This is a genomic window from Rhodococcus sp. G6(2025) (assembly GCF_058628105.1).
The window spans coordinates 6,932,541-6,950,429 of the sequence record NZ_CP179750.1; the positions used below are offsets into that span (position 1 = coordinate 6,932,541).

Annotated in this window: 16 protein-coding genes; 9 read left to right on the top strand and 7 right to left on the bottom strand. The window is 65.7% G+C overall.

Annotated elements, in window-relative coordinates; all coding sequences use genetic code 11:
* Positions 1-10 precede the first annotated feature (10 nt).
* From ACLIVD_RS32110 to ACLIVD_RS32135, 6 genes are read left to right on the top strand one after another with little or no spacing between them, the layout of a single operon-like run.
* Positions 11-610 carry an RBBP9/YdeN family alpha/beta hydrolase gene (locus ACLIVD_RS32110; RefSeq protein WP_491931256.1) on the top strand — a complete coding sequence of 200 codons (600 nt, stop codon included), beginning with the start codon at positions 11-13 and terminating at the stop codon, positions 608-610.
* Positions 607-1,374, top strand: a complete 768-nt coding sequence (locus tag ACLIVD_RS32115; RefSeq protein ID WP_317569032.1) for a CoA transferase subunit A — start codon at positions 607-609, stop codon at positions 1,372-1,374. The genes ACLIVD_RS32110 and ACLIVD_RS32115 overlap by 4 nt, the downstream gene beginning before the upstream one ends.
* 1 nt (position 1,375) lies before the next feature.
* On the top strand, positions 1,376-2,038 hold the full coding sequence (locus ACLIVD_RS32120) for a 3-oxoacid CoA-transferase subunit B (RefSeq protein WP_283332023.1): 663 nt from the start codon (positions 1,376-1,378) through the stop codon (positions 2,036-2,038).
* A 30-nt stretch (positions 2,039-2,068) separates the two neighbouring features.
* Positions 2,069-3,646, top strand: a complete 1,578-nt coding sequence (locus tag ACLIVD_RS32125; RefSeq protein WP_283332024.1) for a long-chain-fatty-acid--CoA ligase — start codon at positions 2,069-2,071, stop codon at positions 3,644-3,646.
* A gap of 31 nt (positions 3,647-3,677) precedes the next feature.
* Positions 3,678-4,064: a carboxymuconolactone decarboxylase family protein gene (locus ACLIVD_RS32130; protein WP_283332025.1), complete on the top strand. Its 387-nt coding sequence runs from the start codon at positions 3,678-3,680 to the stop codon at positions 4,062-4,064.
* A gap of 11 nt (positions 4,065-4,075) precedes the next feature.
* Positions 4,076-4,972, top strand: a complete 897-nt coding sequence (locus ACLIVD_RS32135; RefSeq protein WP_491931257.1) for an SDR family NAD(P)-dependent oxidoreductase — start codon at positions 4,076-4,078, stop codon at positions 4,970-4,972.
* A gap of 231 nt (positions 4,973-5,203) precedes the next feature.
* Here the strand turns inward: ACLIVD_RS32135 and ACLIVD_RS32140 are convergent, their stop codons facing one another.
* From ACLIVD_RS32140 to ACLIVD_RS32150, 3 genes are all read right to left on the bottom strand, one after another.
* The gene (locus ACLIVD_RS32140) at positions 5,204-5,446 is read right to left on the bottom strand and encodes a hypothetical protein (protein ID WP_491931258.1); all 243 of its coding nucleotides are present in this window, start codon (positions 5,444-5,446) and stop codon (positions 5,204-5,206) included.
* A 13-nt stretch (positions 5,447-5,459) separates the two neighbouring features.
* Entirely contained in the window at positions 5,460-8,747 is a 3,288-nt protein-coding gene (locus ACLIVD_RS32145; protein ID WP_491931259.1) for a protein kinase domain-containing protein, read from the bottom strand.
* Positions 8,748-9,083: 336 nt separating this feature from the next.
* On the bottom strand, positions 9,084-10,127 hold the full coding sequence (locus tag ACLIVD_RS32150; RefSeq protein ID WP_283332029.1) for an AraC family transcriptional regulator: 1,044 nt from the start codon (positions 10,125-10,127) through the stop codon (positions 9,084-9,086).
* Positions 10,128-10,425: 298 nt separating this feature from the next.
* Between ACLIVD_RS32150 and ACLIVD_RS32155 the strand changes: the two genes are divergently transcribed.
* Complete coding sequence (locus ACLIVD_RS32155) at positions 10,426-11,037, top strand: TetR/AcrR family transcriptional regulator (RefSeq protein ID WP_005250938.1); 612 nt, start codon at positions 10,426-10,428, stop codon at positions 11,035-11,037.
* Positions 11,038-11,307: 270 nt separating this feature from the next.
* Here the strand turns inward: ACLIVD_RS32155 and ACLIVD_RS32160 are convergent, their stop codons facing one another.
* On the bottom strand, positions 11,308-11,502 hold the full coding sequence (locus tag ACLIVD_RS32160; protein WP_317569036.1) for a hypothetical protein: 195 nt from the start codon (positions 11,500-11,502) through the stop codon (positions 11,308-11,310).
* Between the two features lie 987 nt (positions 11,503-12,489).
* On the bottom strand, positions 12,490-13,314 hold the full coding sequence (locus ACLIVD_RS32165) for an alcohol dehydrogenase catalytic domain-containing protein (RefSeq protein ID WP_491931260.1): 825 nt from the start codon (positions 13,312-13,314) through the stop codon (positions 12,490-12,492).
* Between the two features lie 433 nt (positions 13,315-13,747).
* Here ACLIVD_RS32165 and istA point away from each other — a divergent pair, with 433 nt between their 5' ends.
* Complete coding sequence (gene istA / locus ACLIVD_RS32170) at positions 13,748-15,283, top strand: IS21 family transposase (RefSeq protein WP_491930691.1); 1,536 nt, start codon at positions 13,748-13,750, stop codon at positions 15,281-15,283.
* An 89-nt stretch (positions 15,284-15,372) separates the two neighbouring features.
* Positions 15,373-16,152, top strand: a complete 780-nt coding sequence (gene istB / locus ACLIVD_RS32175; protein ID WP_005241291.1) for an IS21-like element helper ATPase IstB — start codon at positions 15,373-15,375, stop codon at positions 16,150-16,152.
* A gap of 221 nt (positions 16,153-16,373) precedes the next feature.
* Here istB and ACLIVD_RS32180 read toward each other — a convergent pair whose 3' ends face one another.
* Complete coding sequence (locus ACLIVD_RS32180; RefSeq protein ID WP_283332033.1) at positions 16,374-16,574, bottom strand: ferredoxin; 201 nt, start codon at positions 16,572-16,574, stop codon at positions 16,374-16,376.
* A gap of 5 nt (positions 16,575-16,579) precedes the next feature.
* Entirely contained in the window at positions 16,580-17,803 is a 1,224-nt protein-coding gene (locus ACLIVD_RS32185) for a cytochrome P450 (RefSeq protein ID WP_491931261.1), read from the bottom strand.
* Positions 17,804-17,889 lie beyond the last annotated feature (86 nt).

A 17,889-nucleotide genomic window follows, 5' to 3' on the forward strand; every position in this document is an offset into this window, starting at 1 on the left:
GGAGACCGCAATGGCCAACCCTGTCCCCACCGACCCCTCATCCCCCACAGTCGTGATCGTGCCCGGACTCCGGGACCACGTCGACGAGCACTGGCAGACCTTGCTGGCGAACAAGCTCGACCGGGTCCGAATAGTGCCTCCTCTCGAGAACACCAAGCTCAGTGTGAGCGCGCGCACAGCGGCCCTCGACGCCGTCATCCAGGACATCGACGGTCCGATCGTGCTCGTCGCCCACAGCGCCGGCGTCATGATCGCAGTGCACTGGGCTCAGCAGACGACCCGGCCGATTCTCGGCGCCCTGCTGGCGACGCCCCCCGACCTGGAACAGCAGCCCCCCGAAGGGTATCCGACACTGGAGGACCTCGACAGCAACGGCTGGCTACCCATCCCCCGCCGTAAGCTGCCCTTCCCGAGCATCGTCGCGGCCAGCACGAACGATCCGCTGGCCAGCCGCCGCAGAGTGGCCGGCATGGCGGAGTCCTGGGGCGGCCGACTGATCGACCTCGGTGAGGTGGGACACCTGAATCCGGCCTCCGGATACGGGAATTGGCCACACGCGGAGGAGCTCATCGAGGAGCTGCTCGAGGTTCGGAAGGTAGCCACCTCATGAGCAAGGTATTCGGCACAGCCTCCGCCGCGGTCGCAGACATCGAAGACGGAGCGTCCCTGGCGGTCGGCGGATTCGGCGCATGCGGCATTCCCGACGCGCTGATCAAGGCCATCGACGCGGCCGGAGCCACCAACTTCGAGGTGTTCACCAACAATTGCGGAGTGGAAGGCGTCGGTCTGGGAATCCTATTGGGGGGAAGAAAGATCCGCCGTGTAACGGCATCCTATGTCGGAGACAACAAGGACTTCGCCCGGCAGTATCTCTCCGGAGAGCTCGAGGTGGAGCTGACCCCACAAGGCACCCTCGCAGAGAAACTGCGCGCCGGCGGCGCCGGGATCCCGGCCTTCTTCACCCCCGCGGGCGTGGGCACCCCGGTCTCGGACGGCGGCCTGCCCTGGCGCTATCACGCTGACGGATCCGTTGCGCTCGCATCGCCGCCGAAGGAGGTCCGCGAGTTCGCGGGCCGGCAGTATCTGCTCGAGGAGTCCATCAAGGCGGACTATGCGCTGGTGCACGCGCTCGTCGGCGACACCGCGGGCAACCTCGTCTTCAGCAAGGCCGCGATGAACTTCAACCCTCTCGCGGCGATGGCCGCCAAGGTGTGCATTGCGCAGGTCGAGAGACTCGTCGCGCCCGGTCAGCTCGATCCGCACCACGTGCACCTGCCGGGAATCTTCGTCGACCGGATCGTGCAGACCGGGCCGCAGGAAAAACACATCGAAAAACGCATCGTAACCACCGCCAACGGCAGAAGGACCGCCTGAGATGACCACGATTGTCGACCCGGCGACCCCCGAGGTCGTCGGCTGGACGCGCGATGAGATGGCCGCTCGGGCGGCGCTGGAACTGTCCGAGGGACAGTACGTGAACCTGGGCATCGGGTTGCCTACGCTGATCCCGAACTACCTGCCGGCCGGTGTGACGGTCACCCTGCACAGCGAGAACGGCATCCTCGGAACGGGCGCCTATCCCACGGAGGACCAGGTCGACGCGGACCTGATCAACGCCGGCAAGGAGGCGGTGACCGTCAACCCCGGCGCCTCATTCTTCGATTCCGCGACCAGCTTCGGGATGATCCGCGGCGGCCGTATCGACGTCGCGGTACTCGGCGGCATGCAGGTCTCCACCACCGGCGACCTGGCGAACTGGATGGTCCCGGGAAAGATGGTCAAGGGCATGGGTGGTGCCATGGACCTGGTCCACGGCGCCGCCAGAGTGATCGTACTCATGGAGCACACCGACAAATCCGGCGCGCCGAAGATCGTGCCGGCCTGCACTTTACCGCTGACCGGGGCAGGCGTGGTACACCGCATCATCACCAACCTCGCTGTCATCGACGTCACCGACACAGGTCTCGTTCTGCGCGAATGCGCTCCCGGCGTGACCCAGACCCAAGTCCGTGCCGCCACCGCCGCCGCGATCGCGTGACCCCCGATTCGAGTCTTGAAAGTGGGCCTGATGCTCAATTTGTCTGTTTTGCTGGAAGATTCGGTCCGGCGATACCCGGACCGCGATGCACTCGTACTCCGCGAACAGCGCCAGTCCTATGCAGAGCTGAATCGCCAAGCCAATAAGATCGCGAACCTGCTCGTGGCCCGCGGCGTCAAGCCGGGCGACAAGGTCGCGCTGTCCTGCCCGAACCTCATCGAGTTTCCCACGGTGTATTACGGGATCCTCAAGGCGGGCGCTGTCGTGGTGCCGCTCAACATCTTGCTCAAGGGCCGCGAGGTCGCCTACCACCTCAACGATTCCCAGGCGAGGGCCTACTTCTGCTTCGAGGGCGGCCCCGACCTGCCGATTGGCGAATACGGCCACGACGGCTTCCGCGACGCCCACGGTTGCACGGACATGTTCCTGCTCACCGCGGACCCGCACGCGCCCTCTCCGATCGCCGGCGTCGAGACAGCCGCCCAGGCCATCGCAGGGATGTCCGGTGAATTCGAGACGGTGGTGCGACAGCCCACCGACACCGCGGTGATCCTCTACACAAGTGGCACCACCGGACAGCCGAAGGGCGCGGAGCTCACCCACTCCAACATGGTGCTCAACGCGCTTTCGGCAAACCGTCTATTAGACAGCACGCCAACGCAACTCGATGTCTGTCTGGTCACGCTCCCCCTGTTCCACTCCTTCGGCCAGACCATCAGCATGAACTCCGCGCTCTGTGTGGGCTCGACCCTGGTGCTCATCCCGCGGTTCGAAGCCGCTGCCGCACTCGCCGTCATGGAGCGGGAGAACGTCACGGTTTTCGCCGGCGTGCCCACTATGTACTGGGCACTGCTCGGCGCGCTCGAAGGCCGCAACGCCGACGCGGACGTCGACAAGATCTCGCGGAACATGCGCAAGGCGATCTCCGGCGGCGCCGCGCTGCCGGTGGAGATACTCACTCAGTTCAAGACCAAGTTCGGCGTGCAGATCCTCGAGGGCTACGGGCTGTCCGAGACGTCCCCGCTGGCGCTGTTCAGCGACCCGGAACAAGACCCCCGCCCCGGCTCGATCGGATGCCCGGTCTGGGGCGTCGAGGCGCGGCTGGTGGACCAGAACTGGAACACGATCTCCGGCGAAGGCCAAGTGGGCGAGATCGCGCTGCGCGGGCACAACGTGATGAAGGGCTACTACAACCGGCCCGACGCGACCAACGAGGTGATCGACAACGGCTGGTTCCGCACCGGGGACCTGGCCCGCGTCGACGAGGACGGCTTCTACTACATCGTTGACCGTGCGAAGGACCTGATCGTGCGCGGCGGGTTCAATGTCTACCCCCGCGAGATCGAGGAGGTGCTGATGACCCACGCGTCCGTCTCGCTGGCAGCGGTGGTCGGACTGCCCGACGAGCGGCACGGCGAGGAGGTCAAGGCATTCGTCATCCTCGCGCCCTCGGCGCAGGTGACAGAGGACGAGCTGATCACCTGGTCGAAGGCACAGATGGCCAGCTACAAATACCCGCGCCGAATCGAATTCGTCGCGGCGCTACCGATGACAGCGACCGGAAAGATCCTCAAGCGCGAACTCGTCCGCGTTGAGGCTGCCCACTGATCCCGCACCACCCCACCGTTTCGGAGGAATGATGACCCAGAATGAAAACAGCTATCCCGTGGTGGAGGCGATGAAGGCCGGCGGCGGCTGGAATCCCCTCTGGGATGGGCTCAATGAGATGGACCCGGAGTGGACCGAGCTCTACATGAAGATGGCGATGCAGCCGTACCGGAGTGGAGTTCTCTCGCGGAAGGTCATCCAACTGCTGTGCATCGCCGTCGACGCCGCCGCCACCCACATGTACGCGCCGGGCACCAGACGCCACATCCAGGCCGCCCTGGACATGGGGGTGACACCCCAGGAGATCCTCGAGGTGCTCAAACTGTGCACCGTCGTAGGAATCCACTCCTGCAACCTCGGCGTCCCGATACTCGTCGAGGAGATGGCCGCGCACGAACGCCGTCAGGCGGCCAGCTGAGAAACGATTGAGTGCCGCGGCGCGGCAGGGTCTTCCGGCTTCGAGGATTTACGAGAGCCGGCCATGGACGAGAGGAAATCGAGATGAAGCTGCAAGGCAAGGTGGGGGTGGTGACGGGGGCGGCCCAAGGGCTGGGGAGAACCATCGCGGTGGCGATGGCCGAGGAAGGTGCGGACATCGTCGCGTGCGATATCCAGGAGGACAAGTTGGCCGACGTGGCGGGAGAAATCGAAGCACGCGGCCGGCAGTGCCTGCCCGTGAGCTGCGACGTCTCCGACAGTGCAGCGGTTCGAGAGATGTTCGCCCGAACCGCAGCCCGGTTCGGCTCCGTACACATCCTGGTCAACAACGCGGCTCGGGTACCGAACTCCCGTGCCGAGGAAGAGCGGCGCAACCGGCAATACGCACACCTGACCACGCCTACGCCGCGGCGGTCCCTCGGTATCACCAGCGACCTCACCGACGAGGACTGGCTCAAGTGGTGGGATGTCAACGTCCACGGAACCTTCTACTGCACGCGCGAAGCGTTGAAGTTCATGCAGGCGCAGCAGTACGGCCGGATCATCAACATCGCGTCGATCGCCGGCGTTTCCGCAGCCAGCACCCACAGCCCGGGATACTCCGCGAGCAAGGCGGCGGTCGCCAGCTTCACCAAGACCGTGGCACTCGATGTCGCCGGTGCCAACATCTGTGTCAACGCGATCGCCTGCGGGGCAGTGATGACACCATCGTTCGAGGAGTATCTCGCCCGAGCGACCGATCAGCAGAAAAATAGCCTGTACCAGATCATCCCGCTCGGCCGTCTCGGGCGCCCGGAAGAGTACGCCTCTCTCGCCGTCTACCTCGCCGGGGACTCTCACTACCTGGTGGGCCAAGTCATCAGCCCCAACGGCGGCGTGGTCATCTGACGGACGGTCCGCCTGATCTCGCAGGCGCAGAAGAAGTCCGGGTGATAGAGGTGGTTGAGTGCCGTACTCGTTTTTGCTGCGCTGAGGTTGGCGGTGTTCGTCGACCTCAACGGGTGCTGGGATATCGTCTACCTCGCCGCAGCGCTGGTGACGATCGTCGTCTTCTTCGTCCGAATACCCCTGGGAACCAACGAACACAGGTGCGGCACGGGCCGAACACACCCGGCATGTTCAGTCCGGAGTGAAGAACAGCTCCATCGACATGAAAATCCACGCCACCAACGCCACCACCGGCACGAACGCGCACACCAACGGCAGGGCGAACTGGCGGGCGGCGCGCCAGGGAACCGTCATCAGTCCGCACGCCACCACCACAACGGCTGGTGCTGCGGAACGTCCCCGTAGTGCTGCCACCGCAAAACCCGCCGGCAGATAACAGAAAAACCACAGCAGCAGGCCCGCGATGACGCCCAAAGAAATCCGCCTGTCAGTGCTCGCTTCCCGCCTGCTCCGCTACCCAGGCGGCGATCTGAGCGCGGGAGGTGAAGCCGAGTTTGGCCAGGAGGTGCTCCACGTGGCCTTGTGCAGTGCGGGGTGAGATCACGAGTCGGGCCGCGATCGCCTTGTTGGTCAGTCCCTCGGCGATCAGGTCGGCGACCTGCCGCTCCCGCTTGGTCGCTTTCGCCGAGGTCCCGGTCGCCGAGGCAGGAGGGGCCGGAGGGGCCGGGGCGCGCTCGCCGAGGGCGAAGGTGATGGCTGCGTCGAGGCCCAGGCGTTTGCCCTCGCGGCGCGCCGCCTCGAGTCCTCGCTCGCCGAGTGCCCGGCGACTCGATCGCTCGCACTGTTCGTGGTAGGTGCGCAGGGTGGGGAACACGACCCCGACACTGCCGATAGAGTGCCCCAGCTCCTCGGCGGCCGCCACCAAGACGGTGGCACGGTGTGCGTCGTGCTCGTCGGCGGCGATCCAGCCCAGTGCGTCGAGGCAGGTGGCGACGGTGCGGGGATTGTTCACCTGGCGGGCCAGCCGCAGCGACTGCTCGAGCAGCCGAGCGGCCCGCACTGCGTCGCCCTGTTGCCACACGGCAATGCCCATGGCCGCCAGCGTGTACGCGCGATACATCGATTCACCGCGTGCTGTGGTGATGGTGAGCACCTGCTCGTAGCAATCGATGGCCTGGTCGATTTCGTCGAGGAGGTCGCGGGCCACGCCGAGCATGTATAGCGCCCCGACGTGCAGTGGGTGGCCCGTCCAGGTGGCGAATGTTTCGAGGGCGTGTTCCAGGTGCGAGGGTGCACGCCGAGGGTCGCCGCGCAGGAGTGCGAGTGTGCCATCGGAGTAAGCGACCAGGGCGTGGATCAGTGGGTCGGTCGACTGTTCGGCGAGCGTGCGCCCCTCCTCGACCAGTGCGGTCCCGTTCTCGAAGTCTTTCTGCATTGCGGCGAGCACGCTGTCGGCGTACAGCGCCTTGACCCTCTCGACGGTCGGTCGCCCGGGATCGTGGGCCAGGAGGCGGTCGAGGTGGTGCCGTCCCTCGCCGAACCAGCCCTGGGAGAGCCAGAACGGGAACAGGGCGGCGGCGATGCGCAGCCCGGTCTCGGGATTGTCCGTCGTGCAGAACTCGAGCACCTCCCGCAGATTCGATTCCTCCCGCCCGAGCCGGGCGATCCAGTCCAGCTGCCGCGAACTGATCCACTCGGTCTCCGCCGTGAGCGCCAACTGCTGGTACCAATCCCAGTGCCGCCCAAGCAGTTGCAGATATTCACCGCTCTGCTGCAGCTTCTCGCGCCCGTAGTCGCGCAGTGTCTCGAGCATCCGGAACCGGACCACTGTGCCGTGTTCTTCCCGGATCAGGATCGACTTGTCCACCAGTGAGGTCACCGTGTCGAGGAGCTCCTCCGGAACCAGGTCGCGACCACAAATCTGTTCGGCGGCATCGAGTTCGAAGCTGCCGGCGAACACCGACAGCCTCGACCACATCCGTTGCTCCCCCGGTGTGCACAGGTCGTAGCTCCAGTCGACACACAGCCGCAGAGTTTGTTGCCGGGACGGTGCGACCCGGCTGCCGCGCGTCAGCAGCGCGTACCGGTCGGTGAGCCGGTCCAGGATCTGCTCCGGCGACATGGCCCGCAGCCGGGCCGCCGCCAACTCGATCGGCAGCGGCAGCCCGTCCACGCGGTGGCAGATCCCGGCCACCGCGGTCTGGTTGTCCTCGGTCAGCTCGAACCCCGGGACGGCGGTAGCGGCGCGGTCGGCGAACAACGCCACCGCGTCGTAGCTGGGCAGTCCGGACAACGACGACTGCCGATCCGGGTCGGGCACCGTCAGCGGCGGTACGCGCAGCACCGCCTCCCCACCGATCCCGAGGGGTTCGCGGCTGGTCGTGAGAATCCGCAGGCCCGGGCAGGCTTGTAGCAGTGTTCCGGTCAGTTCGGCCACGGCGTCCACGACCTGCTCGCAGTTGTCGAGGACCAGCAGCAACTCCCGGGCGGCGAGGAACTGCAGGACCTCCTGCAACGGGGTCGCCGACCGGTCACGCAACCCGAGCGCCGCGGCCACCACATCGGTCAGCAACGACCCGTCGGACAGCTCGCCCAACTCCACCAGCCACACACCGTCGCCGAACGCTCGGTGCACGCTGTCTGCCGCCCTCACCGCCAGCCGCGTCTTACCGACACCGCCGATCCCGGTCAGTGTCACCAGATGCGAGACCGACAGCAATGCCTTGGCATCGGCGAGTTCCCCCCGCCGTCCGACAAAACTGGTCAGCTCGACCGGCAGATTCCCGGCGGCGCCCCGAATGGCAGGCGAGGTCGGCGGGCGCTGCCCCACCGCGACGCGTGCGGATGAGGCTGGGGGAACCGAGGGGTCTTGCTGTGCGCCTGGTTCGGCATGCAGGGCCATCTCGTCGACGGGGAAGCCGTTGCCGAGCTGGATCCGCCGTAATTGGTCACCGAGTTCCGCAGCCGAGGGCCGGTCCAGCGGGTTTGCGGCCATTGCGCGTCCGATCGCCGCCGACACGTCGTTGTCGATGCCGTGTTCGCCCAGGCCCGGTACCGGCTCGGTGGTGATCCGCAGGAGCGGGGCCTGCTCCTGTTCGCCGCTTGGGCGCTCGGCGGCGGCGGGCCCGGTCAGGGCGCTGAACAAGACGGCACCGAGCCCGTAGATGTCCGACGCCGGGCTCGGTGGATCGCCCCGGAGCACCTCCGGGGCGATGTACGCCGGGGATCCGGTGCCGGTCCCGATGCTGCGGGAGATGTGCGCGATACCGAAGTCGCTCAGCGCCGGTCCGTCGTAGTCGGTGAGCAGAATGTTCGTCGGCTTGATATCGCGGTGCACGATCCCGAGTTGGTGCGCGGTCTGCACCACACCTGCTATTTTCACCCCCAGCTGCAGCGTCTCGTCCAGCGGGAGCGGGCCGTGCCGGCGGATCCGCGCCTCCAGCGAGTCCCGCGGGTGGTACTGCATCGCAATGTACGGCCGACTGGCCTCGGTCGCGCCGACCTGCAGGACGGTGACAATGTTCGGGTGCCCGCTCAACCGGCCCACAGCCCGCTGTTCCCGGAAGAACCGAGCCCGGTTCATCTCGTCCAGGTCGCGGGTGAGAACCTTCACCGCCACCAACCGGCCCAACTCGGCCTGAACGCACCGGTAAACGACACCGAAACCACCACGCCCGATCTCCTCGGCATCCTCGAACCCCGCCGCTGTCAGCTCCGCAGCGACCGCTGAGTCCACGCGGTGCTGCGTTGGGAGTCGATCATCATTTCCGGCCATCGGCCACCCAGCAATTCATCCGGTCCGCGACATCTTCACGGTCGAAACCGTGCGTACTCACCTCTCGAGGTGTGTCCTCAGGATATCGCTGCCCACACCCTGTCCCCCTGATCCTCGTCTTCCATCAGCAAAACATCGTCGAGGCGCCCGCTGAACGACGCCTGGATGTGCCGGGTAGAAGCACCGCAGCCGCAATAGTCACTCGTCGAGGTGTGTCGACCGCGGCGACCTTGTACGGCCCCGCCGTGGATAGGTCTACGACGCCAGGGTCTTGGCTTCTCGGCGGTGAACTCGTTTCTCGGTGAGCACGCTTTGAGCCCGGAGCTCTGCGAGCTGCTAGTCCGCCGGAAGTCGGGGGATGAGGGTGCCGACCGCGGGAGACGTCGAATCCTGCGCTGCCTTCCATGCTTTCGGGCTGCACCCGAAGCGGTCTTTGAACCATCGCGAGAACGAACTGAGCGCGGAGAAACCGAGTTCACCGGAGATGTCGGTCAAGGATCGGGTCTGGCGGGCGACATAGCGTTGCGCCAGGTCGATCCGCACCGAATCGACCAGCGACGAGAACGTCTCGTCCGACCGGGCGAGGTGCCGGTGCAGCGTTCGCCGATCCATGCCGAGGCTGCGGGCGACATACGCGGCCGAGCACCTCTCGGTCGGCAGGAGCGACTCGATCATCGTTCGGACGCGATCAACGGTGGTCGTGTCCTCAGGCGGGACGAGGGCCTCCAGGTACTGCCGGGTGTACGGCCGCAGCAAAGGGTCGGACATCGCGTTGTCGGCATCGAGGTCGCGCGCGTAGACGACGATCCCGTTGAGTGTGTGCCCGAACTGGATTCGGGAGCCGAGGATACGGTGGTGTGTGCCGAGGACCGCCGGGGCGTCGTGCACGAAACACACCGTCAGCGGCTCCCAGTCGTCGTGGAGCAACTCCCGCAGGATCCGGCAGACCGAGGCGACGGCGATCTCGATGCCCTGCCGACCGAACGTGACACCCGGGGCAGTGTCGACCTGCACGGTGGCCAGCCCGTTCGCTTCGACCAGCCGGGCGCGCAGCGCCTCGTTGTGCAGATTGACATGCCGCAGAACCATGCCCAAGGCGCTGCGCACGTCCGGTTCCTCTCGCGCGATCAACCCCACCGGACCGAGGTTGGACATCCCTCGGGCCGCCGCCAGCCGAAGCCCGAAATCCTCGCACCGGGTTTCGGCGGCGGACAACTCGAACAGCCGCGACACCGAGTCGACGGACAGCCACCCGTCACCGGAACCGAGCGCGGCCGGATCGATCCCGACCGAGCGCATCACCGGGAGAGGGTCCTGCCCCAGTGTCAGCATGAGATCGACATAGCCGTTGAGCACGGCGTTCCGCACCAGATACTGCATCCTCACCCTGTCCCGAACAGTCAAGTCTCCTGACCCGTGAGGTCAATTGTAGTCGTTCTTGCTGGCTGAACTGGACCCGAACACCACCATCATCCGTTTCGACGTGCCCGGGTCGACGTCCCCGGAGCAGGCGGATCCTCGCCCTCGTGCGTGCGTGCCCTACCTGGTCGAGGCCGGCACGTGGTTCACCGCCGACGCGTCCGTCGCGGTATTCTCACCTCAACCGAACCTTCGGTTGGCTACCGTGGATAACGGCTCACCGATGCGGCGGAGTTCTGCACCTGGAAGGATTGCGCGCATGACTACGGCACGCCCCGCACGGAAGACCGGATCGCCCGGACGTCCCGGCTACGACCTCGACTCGCTGCTCGCCGTCGCTGTCAAGGTCTTCAACGACAAGGGTTACGACGGCACCAGCATGGAGGTGCTGGCCCAGCGCCTGGGAATCACGAAGTCGTCGATCTATCACCACGTGTCCGGGAAGTCGGAGCTCCTCGAACTGGCACTGTCGCGGGCGCTCAACGCCCTCTTCGCGGTCACCACCGAGGAGAAGGCCACAAGCGGCAGGTACATCGACCGTCTCGAATACCTCGTCCGCCGCAGCGTCGAGGTCCTCGCCGCCGAGCTTCCCTACGTGACGCTCCTGCTGCGCGTTCGCGGCAACACCGCGGTGGAGCGTCGCGCGCTCGCCCGCCGCCGCGAGTTCGACGCGTTCGTCAGCGATCTCGTCGTCGCGGCGGCGGAAGAGGGAGACCTGCGGCCAGGCATCGATCCCGCGCTCACCAGCCGGCTCGTGTTCGGCACGGTCAACTCGCTGATCGAGTGGTACCGTCCGCGCACCGGCGGGACGGTCGCCGACCTGGCGGACGCCGTCGTCGAGCTGACGTTCGACGGGCTGCGCCGCACCTGACCTCAGAGTGTGGCGACATCCAGCAGGTGTTCGATGCCGCGAAGATCGCCCACGTTGCGGGTGAGGAGTCGGGCGCTGTTCGCGCGCGCGGTGGCGGCGATCATCAGGTCAAGGGCTCTCGGCTGAGGTTTGCGGCCGCACGCTTGCACGGCAGCGGCCAGCTGCCCGTAACTTCGAGCGACACCACCGGCTGGAGGTTCACGGAAGTACTCGGCAACCCCGTACTGGGTGGCCAGGAACGTGGCGTGCGCCCGGGAGTACGGTCCGGTGTTAGCGCGTGGTACCGCCGGCCCGCGTCCGTCGTGCCCTCGATGTCCTTGTGCATGTCCCGGACCATCTGAGCTCTGCGCCGGTCGGATCGTAGAGCGCGCGGATGATGGGCCCCGCGGAACGGGCCAGCCGGGCCATCGCGTTGCCGAAGACGGCCGAGTGCTGCACGAGGGCGGCATCGATGACGGGATGCATCACCTGCAGCGTGCCTGACCACGATATGAGCAGCGCGGTTCGCCAGACCGAAGCGATGCCACGTCAGCGAGTCCGACCCGAGTAGCGGCAGAGCCGAATGGCGTTGGTAGGGGAGCTCGGTGGTGGTCATGGCGAGCTCCTGATGCGGTTCGATCGGGAACGTGGTGCATTCAGGATGACTGTTGACCTCACCTGATATCAACAGTTTGACCAGCTATTCAATCACGCCGACGGCGGCACCGGGCGGACAAGCGTCGGATTCGTTTCGTCACCGAGTCCCAGTCGATCGATGCTCGCCCCGAGTTGGCCGAAAAACGCAGCAGGACTGTAGAATGCGGAGAAGACTTGATCGTCGTGGAGCGGCGCAGCCGCTACGTCCGGCACCGGCATCTGCCCGGCGGGCACCGCGCCGAGCCCTTCGCCGCGGCTGAGTGCACTATTTGGATAGATCCCAGACGATTCCGGTTGGACCATGACCTGGGACCCGAGTACGGAGGTGGAACGGCACGATCTGTTCGGTCATCCATTCGTCGGACGACGCCTTTCTTGCTCATCCTCGCCTTGATGCGTGGCACGAACGCGACTCCCCAGCACGTGCAGGGAAGTGCCCCACGAACGGATTGCTTCGGCAATTCCAGGTCTGAACCCGGGCCACGCAAAGAACTCCGAATGGCGCACACCGGCAGCGGTTCACGCCGAGGGCGTGACACCATGAATCGGAAGTCGTGCGACAACTATTCGAATTCGCCATTGAAACCGCCTGCCGTAAGGCGGTCAATATTCGGGTGCCGTTGACAACGCGTACAAACTCGACGACGAGAACGCCGACATACGGATTGGCGCGCTGCTGTTCACCGAGCGGCTCGTCTCAGTCCATCACAACGACCGCCCGGCCACTGATCTTGCCGGCTTCGAGGTCGTTGAAGGCTCTCAGTGCCTCGTCGAAGTTGTACCGAACGAGGTTGATATTGATCTGGCCGGTCTGGGCTAGCGCGACGAGGTCATGCAGGTCCTGGTATGTCCCGCCATACGGGCGAGTGATCGACGCTCCCCACGGCAACGAGGTAGATAGCTGGGAGGTTTCGAACTTGAAGACTCCGTCAGGCCGGGAACGCGGATCGCGCCGTACGGTGCAACCACCGCACCGGCAAGCTGCAAAGTTGCGGAGCTACCCACAAGATCGAGGACGAAATCGGCGCCGTAATCACCGGCGGCCTCCATCACCTGCTCGGCCACGTCGGAGGAACCGGATACGAAGGTGTAATCGACCTTATGGCGAACCGCAGCCAGTGCCGCTTCCTTGACGTCGAGCGCAATGATCCGAACGCCCGTGAGGGCCCTGAGCAGCTCGACAGCGAACTGACCGCCCATTCCGATGACCACAGCGGTTGAACCTGGGCGCAGTGTGTCTTTCACTGCGTTGATGGAGTGATAGGGAACGAGGCTAGCGTCCGGGAGGACCGCCGCCAGTGCGGGGTCGAGGCCGGCGGGGGGAACGAGGGCAGAAGCCGGAACCGAGACAAGTTCGGCCAATCCCCCGTCGATGGAGATTCCCGGCGTGGCAGCGGGGTACATCCGTCCACCCGTGTTCAGGCAAGTATTCTCCCGGCCAGCGATACACTGCCGGCATCGGTCGCAGGACCAGACAGGGTGTACAACGACGAGGTCGCCGAGCGACGGGGTGTCCACGCCGTCGGCACGTTCGACGACATGTCCGGCGATCTCGCGACCAGGACGACCCCGGTGGGAATCATCTACTCGGAGGCTGCGCGGATAGATGGATGTCGGTTTGGCAGATGCCCGCGGCGGCAACGCGTAGCAAAACGTGCCCGGGAGTGATCGGGGGACTTCCGACCTCGGTGTGCTCGACCTGGTTCACACCGAGGTATTGGATAGCTCGCATAGTTTCATCTCCTCTGGACTGTTGGGCTGCCGTGAAGTGATCGAATTAGCGCTGGAGGCCTGTTTACTCGAAAGATCCCGTGTCGCCGGATCTGCTTGTCGGCGGACATGAAAAACTGCCCATAGGCGGACACGAAAACGCCCACAGGCGGACGTGAAACTGCCCACTGGCGGACACGGGTTTCTGCCCACTGGCGGACACGAAACTGCCCACCCGGGTCTGTCCGCCTGATACGGCACGTTCGATTTTCTTCCCGATCGCCTCCCCGGATCGGGGCCTCTCCTCGGGTTCGCTCGACGGTGCTACCACGCCGAAAATGCGAGCCACCGAGGAGAGGCCACCGTGAAGTCTGCCAAGGAAGTCATGGAAATTCTTGCTGCCTACGACCTGACGAAGTCCTACCGTGCCGCCGCCGCACTGGCGGGGTGCTCCCATCACACCGTCGCCCGCCTCGTCGCCGAACGCGACACCGCCGATGCGCCGACCCCACCGCGGGAGAAGAGACCGATGCTGATCGACGAATATCTACCGAAAATCGAAGAATGGGTCGAACATTCGAAGGGCCGAGTCCGCGCCGACATCGCCCACGACAAGCTGCTGGCCCTCGGATTCACCGGCACCGAACGCACCACCCGCCGCGCCGTCGCCCGGATCAAACGCGCCTACCGGCTCGGCCACACCAGGGTGCACAGGCCGTGGGTCACCGAACCCGGCCTCTGGTTGCAGTACGACTTCGGTGACGGCCCGGTCGTCGACGGCACCAAGACGGTGCTGCTGTGCGCGTGGCTGGCCTGGTGCCGGCACCGGGTGGTGATCCCGTTGCGCGACCGCACCGCCCCGTCCGTCTACGCGGGCCTGGACCGGACCTTCCGGCGGATCGGTGGTGTCCCGACGTATCTGCTCACCGACAACGAGAAGATGGTCACCACCGAACACATCGCCTCGGTCGCCGTCCGCAACCCGGGTGTGGTCTCCTTCGCCCGGTTCTACGGCCTGGTCGTCAAGACCTGCCTGCCCGCGGACCCGGCCACCAAGGGCGGGGTGGAGAACACCGTCAAGCTGGCCAAGGCCGACCTGGTGCCCACCGACCACAACCTCGCCGCCGAGTACGACAGTTTCGAGGACCTCGAGGCCGCCTGCACGCAGTTCTGCGAGCAGGTCAACACCCGCACCCACCGCACCACCCGCCGCATCCCGGCCGAGATGCTCGCCGAAGAACGCCTCCACCTGCATCCGGTTCCCGCCGCCGCACACACCGTCACCTGGGGAGTGACCCGCATCGTCCCGGACAACACCCCGATGGTCGCGTTCGAGAACGGCCAGTACTCGGTGCCGCACACCCTGCGCGGGCAGACGGTGTTCGTCCGCGCACACGGCGCCGGTGCCGGTGAGCGGATCATCTTCGTCCACCACGGCGACACCGGCCCGGTCGAGGTCGCCCGGCACCGGCGGGCCCGCCCCGGCTCCCCGCAGATCTGCGACGAGCACTTCCCGCCGCCCCCGGCCGGGATCCTCGACCGTCAGCCGATCCCGCGAACCGACGCCGAACGCGCCTTCTGCGACATCGGTGCCGGTGCCCGGCTGTGGTTGTGTGAGGCCGCCGAGGCCGGCACCGGGAAGATCCGCGTAAAGATGGACCACGCGGTGTCGCTGGCGAAACTGCTCGGCGCCGGCCGGGTCGACTGGGCGCTCGGGCACGCCGCCGCCTACGGCCGCTTCGCCGAGGGCGACCTCATGGCGATCCTCGACGCCCACCCCGCCGGCGCCGCCTCGGATCGCACCCACCGGGCCGACGAATCCCGGTCCCTGGCCCAGGGCACCAGCGGCTGGGCCGCCCTCGGTGGCGAGGTTCCCGTCGACGGTGCCACCGAACTCTAGGAACACCGCCCACGCTGACGCGAAAAACTCTGCACCGCAGACTAATCGAGTTCACCGTCCGATTCAACCGGCACCCGAAGGAGACCCTCGTGACCACCGCACCACCGGCGGCGCCGCCGCTGCCGACCGACCTGGAAACCCTGCTGCACCGGCTGCGGCTGCCGCACATCCGCCGCGCCGCTCCCGACGTGCTGGCCACCGCCCGCGCCCAACGGTGGGAACCCGCCGAGGTCCTCAAGGCGCTGCTCACCGAGGAGGCCGCCGGCCGGGAACGCTCGGCACTGGCCACCCGCCGCGCCGCCGCCGCGTTTCCCACCGGCAAGACCTTCGACGCCTGGAAACCGGAACTGTCGTCCATCCCGGCCCCGACCCAGCAGGCGCTACGCACCCTGGAATGGATCGAGCGGCGCGAGAACCTCGTGGTCTGCGGACCCTCGGGAACCGGGAAGACATTCTTCCTCGAGGCCCTCGGCCAGCACGCCGTCGAACGAGGACGGAAGGTGTTGTGGTTCACCCTCGAAGACCTCGGCGCGCTGATCCGCCGGCACCGCGCCGACGACTCGGTCTCGGGTGCCCTGACCAAGCTGCTGCGCGCCGATCTCGTGGTCATTGATGACATCGGCCTGTTGCCGGTGGCCGCCGACGCCGCCGAGGGCCTCTACCGGCTGGTCGACGCCGCCTATGAGAAACGCGCCCTGGCGCTGTCGTCGAATCTTCATCCGGCCGGATTCGACGAGCTGATGCCCAAGACTCTGGCCACCGCCACCGTCGATCGGCTCATGCACCACGCCCACCTGTGTCAGACCAGCGGTAAATCGATCCGGATGAGCCAAGCCCTCGCCGGCACCGGCGTCGACCCACTCACCTGACCACAACACAACACCGTGGGCAGTTTCGTGTCCGCCAGTGGGCAGAAACGGATGTCCGCCAGTGGGCAGAAACGTGTCCGCCTATGGGCAGGTTTCGTGTCCGTCAGTGGGCGGGAACGAATGTCCGTTGACATCTGCTGACGAACACCAGTGCAGGTTATGGACCCATGGAGGGCTACGATGCCGCAACCTGCACTGGTTCGTTTCGGGTTGGTACAGGGTCAGTCTTCACTCAGCATGATGGCTCCCTCGGGACAACTCTGGGCGCCGATGCGTGCCGATTCCTCGTGTTCGGGCAGCACCTCCCGTTCGACGTCTCGGTTGTCTGAAAATCCGTCGTCGTCGGGGGTGTACACGTCCGGGGCGATGGAGTAACACCGGCCGTGTCCTGTGCACAATCCTCCGTCGATCCTCAACTTCATGGTCGTCAGCCTTTCGTTTCTTGATCGACATCGAAGGTGATTTCCAGCGATGTCGTCGTCCTGAGTTGGCCCGTTTCTGTCTTGGCCGTCGTTCCATCGGTGATGTGGAAGTTCGGGATGCGGCGGAGGAACTCTTCGAGTGTGACCTTGAGTTCAAGCCGGGCGAGGTGGGATCCGAGGCAGCGATGCGGACCCATGCCGAAGGCCGAGTGCACCACTGCCTTGCGATGAATGTTCAGGGTAGTGGGATCGTCTGTGGTGGCGGGGTCGCGCGACACCGCCGCATAGTTGAGGGCGATCCAGTCACCCTGTTTGAGCTGGAGGTCGCCGAGAATTGTGTCCTGGGTGACGTACCGTGCGGGTGCCACCACGGGAGCGAACAGTCGAACGAATTCCTCGACGGCCTGTGGGATAAGGCCGGGGTTGTCGCACAGTTCTTTTCGCACGTCGTCATGCTGGGCGAGGTAGTTCACCGCGGCCGTCATCGCGTGGGTGGTGGTCGCTAGTCCTCCGAACACGAGATCCAAGACGATTGCGACCTTGTCCTCCCACGGCGCGGGCTCTCCGTCTTCCGTTGTGACGCCGGCGTTGACGATGTCGACCACATCACCCCGAGGAGCTTCTTTGCTGCGCTGTTCCATGTAGGTAGCGAGGTAGTCCCGCACCTTCACGAAGTACTGAGGCCGTTGCTCTACAGGGCCGAAGGTCCCTTTGTCGATTCCTTCGAAGAGTTCGGGGAGGTCCGCCTCGGGCACGCCCATCACGCACCGGAAGAACACCATGCCCGGCAGGTGGGCGGAGAAGTCGCTGACGAAGTTGCAGGAGCCCTTCGCATCGAAGTTGTCGATCAGCTCATTCGCGATCGTCCGGATCTGGTTCTCGAAGTCGGCGACGGCCGCCGGTGAGAAGAAGGGGTTGAGTACTTTGCGCCACTTGTCGTGGTACGGAGGATCCGATTCTTCGGGCAGGATCGTGGGCGTTCCTTCGGGACGGTTGACCGCGTATCCTTTCGCAGAACTGAAGGTGCGCCAGTCCTGTGCGGCCTTTTTCACATCCTTGTAGGTATTGATCACCTTGTATCCATGCCCGGTGCTGCTGTGCGCAACCGGGCATTTGGCGGCCATTTCGTTAAGCACTTCTTCGAAACGTTCATTGAACTCGGGGTCTTCGAAATCGAAGTCGGTGAACATGTCTCGTTTGAACGGGTTCACTTCTGGGGTGTGTGTCATGGTGATCCTTTCACTCGGGTGAGGGTCGTGCTCGTGCATCTGCCTCATCAGGGCTGTGCGGCGGGGACTGCCCGGACCGGTTGCCG

Excerpts from the sequence above, each read along its gene's own strand:
- ACLIVD_RS32125 (WP_283332024.1), top strand. The coding sequence starts at position 2,069 with ATGCTCAATTTGTCTGTTTTGCTGGAAGATTCGGTCCGGCGATACCCG.
- ACLIVD_RS32180 (WP_283332033.1), bottom strand. The coding sequence starts at position 16,574 with ATGAAGTTGAGGATCGACGGAGGATTGTGCACAGGACACGGCCGGTGT.
- ACLIVD_RS32120 (WP_283332023.1), top strand. The coding sequence starts at position 1,376 with ATGACCACGATTGTCGACCCGGCGACCCCCGAGGTCGTCGGCTGGACG.
- ACLIVD_RS32130 (WP_283332025.1), top strand. The coding sequence starts at position 3,678 with ATGACCCAGAATGAAAACAGCTATCCCGTGGTGGAGGCGATGAAGGCC.
- ACLIVD_RS32110 (WP_491931256.1), top strand. The coding sequence starts at position 11 with ATGGCCAACCCTGTCCCCACCGACCCCTCATCCCCCACAGTCGTGATC.
- ACLIVD_RS32160 (WP_317569036.1), bottom strand. The coding sequence starts at position 11,502 with ATGCATCCCGTCATCGATGCCGCCCTCGTGCAGCACTCGGCCGTCTTC.
- ACLIVD_RS32115 (WP_317569032.1), top strand. The coding sequence starts at position 607 with ATGAGCAAGGTATTCGGCACAGCCTCCGCCGCGGTCGCAGACATCGAA.
- ACLIVD_RS32150 (WP_283332029.1), bottom strand. The coding sequence starts at position 10,127 with ATGCAGTATCTGGTGCGGAACGCCGTGCTCAACGGCTATGTCGATCTC.
- ACLIVD_RS32185 (WP_491931261.1), bottom strand. The coding sequence starts at position 17,803 with ATGACACACACCCCAGAAGTGAACCCGTTCAAACGAGACATGTTCACC.
- ACLIVD_RS32145 (WP_491931259.1), bottom strand. The coding sequence starts at position 8,747 with ATGGCCGGAAATGATGATCGACTCCCAACGCAGCACCGCGTGGACTCA.
- ACLIVD_RS32155 (WP_005250938.1), top strand. The coding sequence starts at position 10,426 with ATGACTACGGCACGCCCCGCACGGAAGACCGGATCGCCCGGACGTCCC.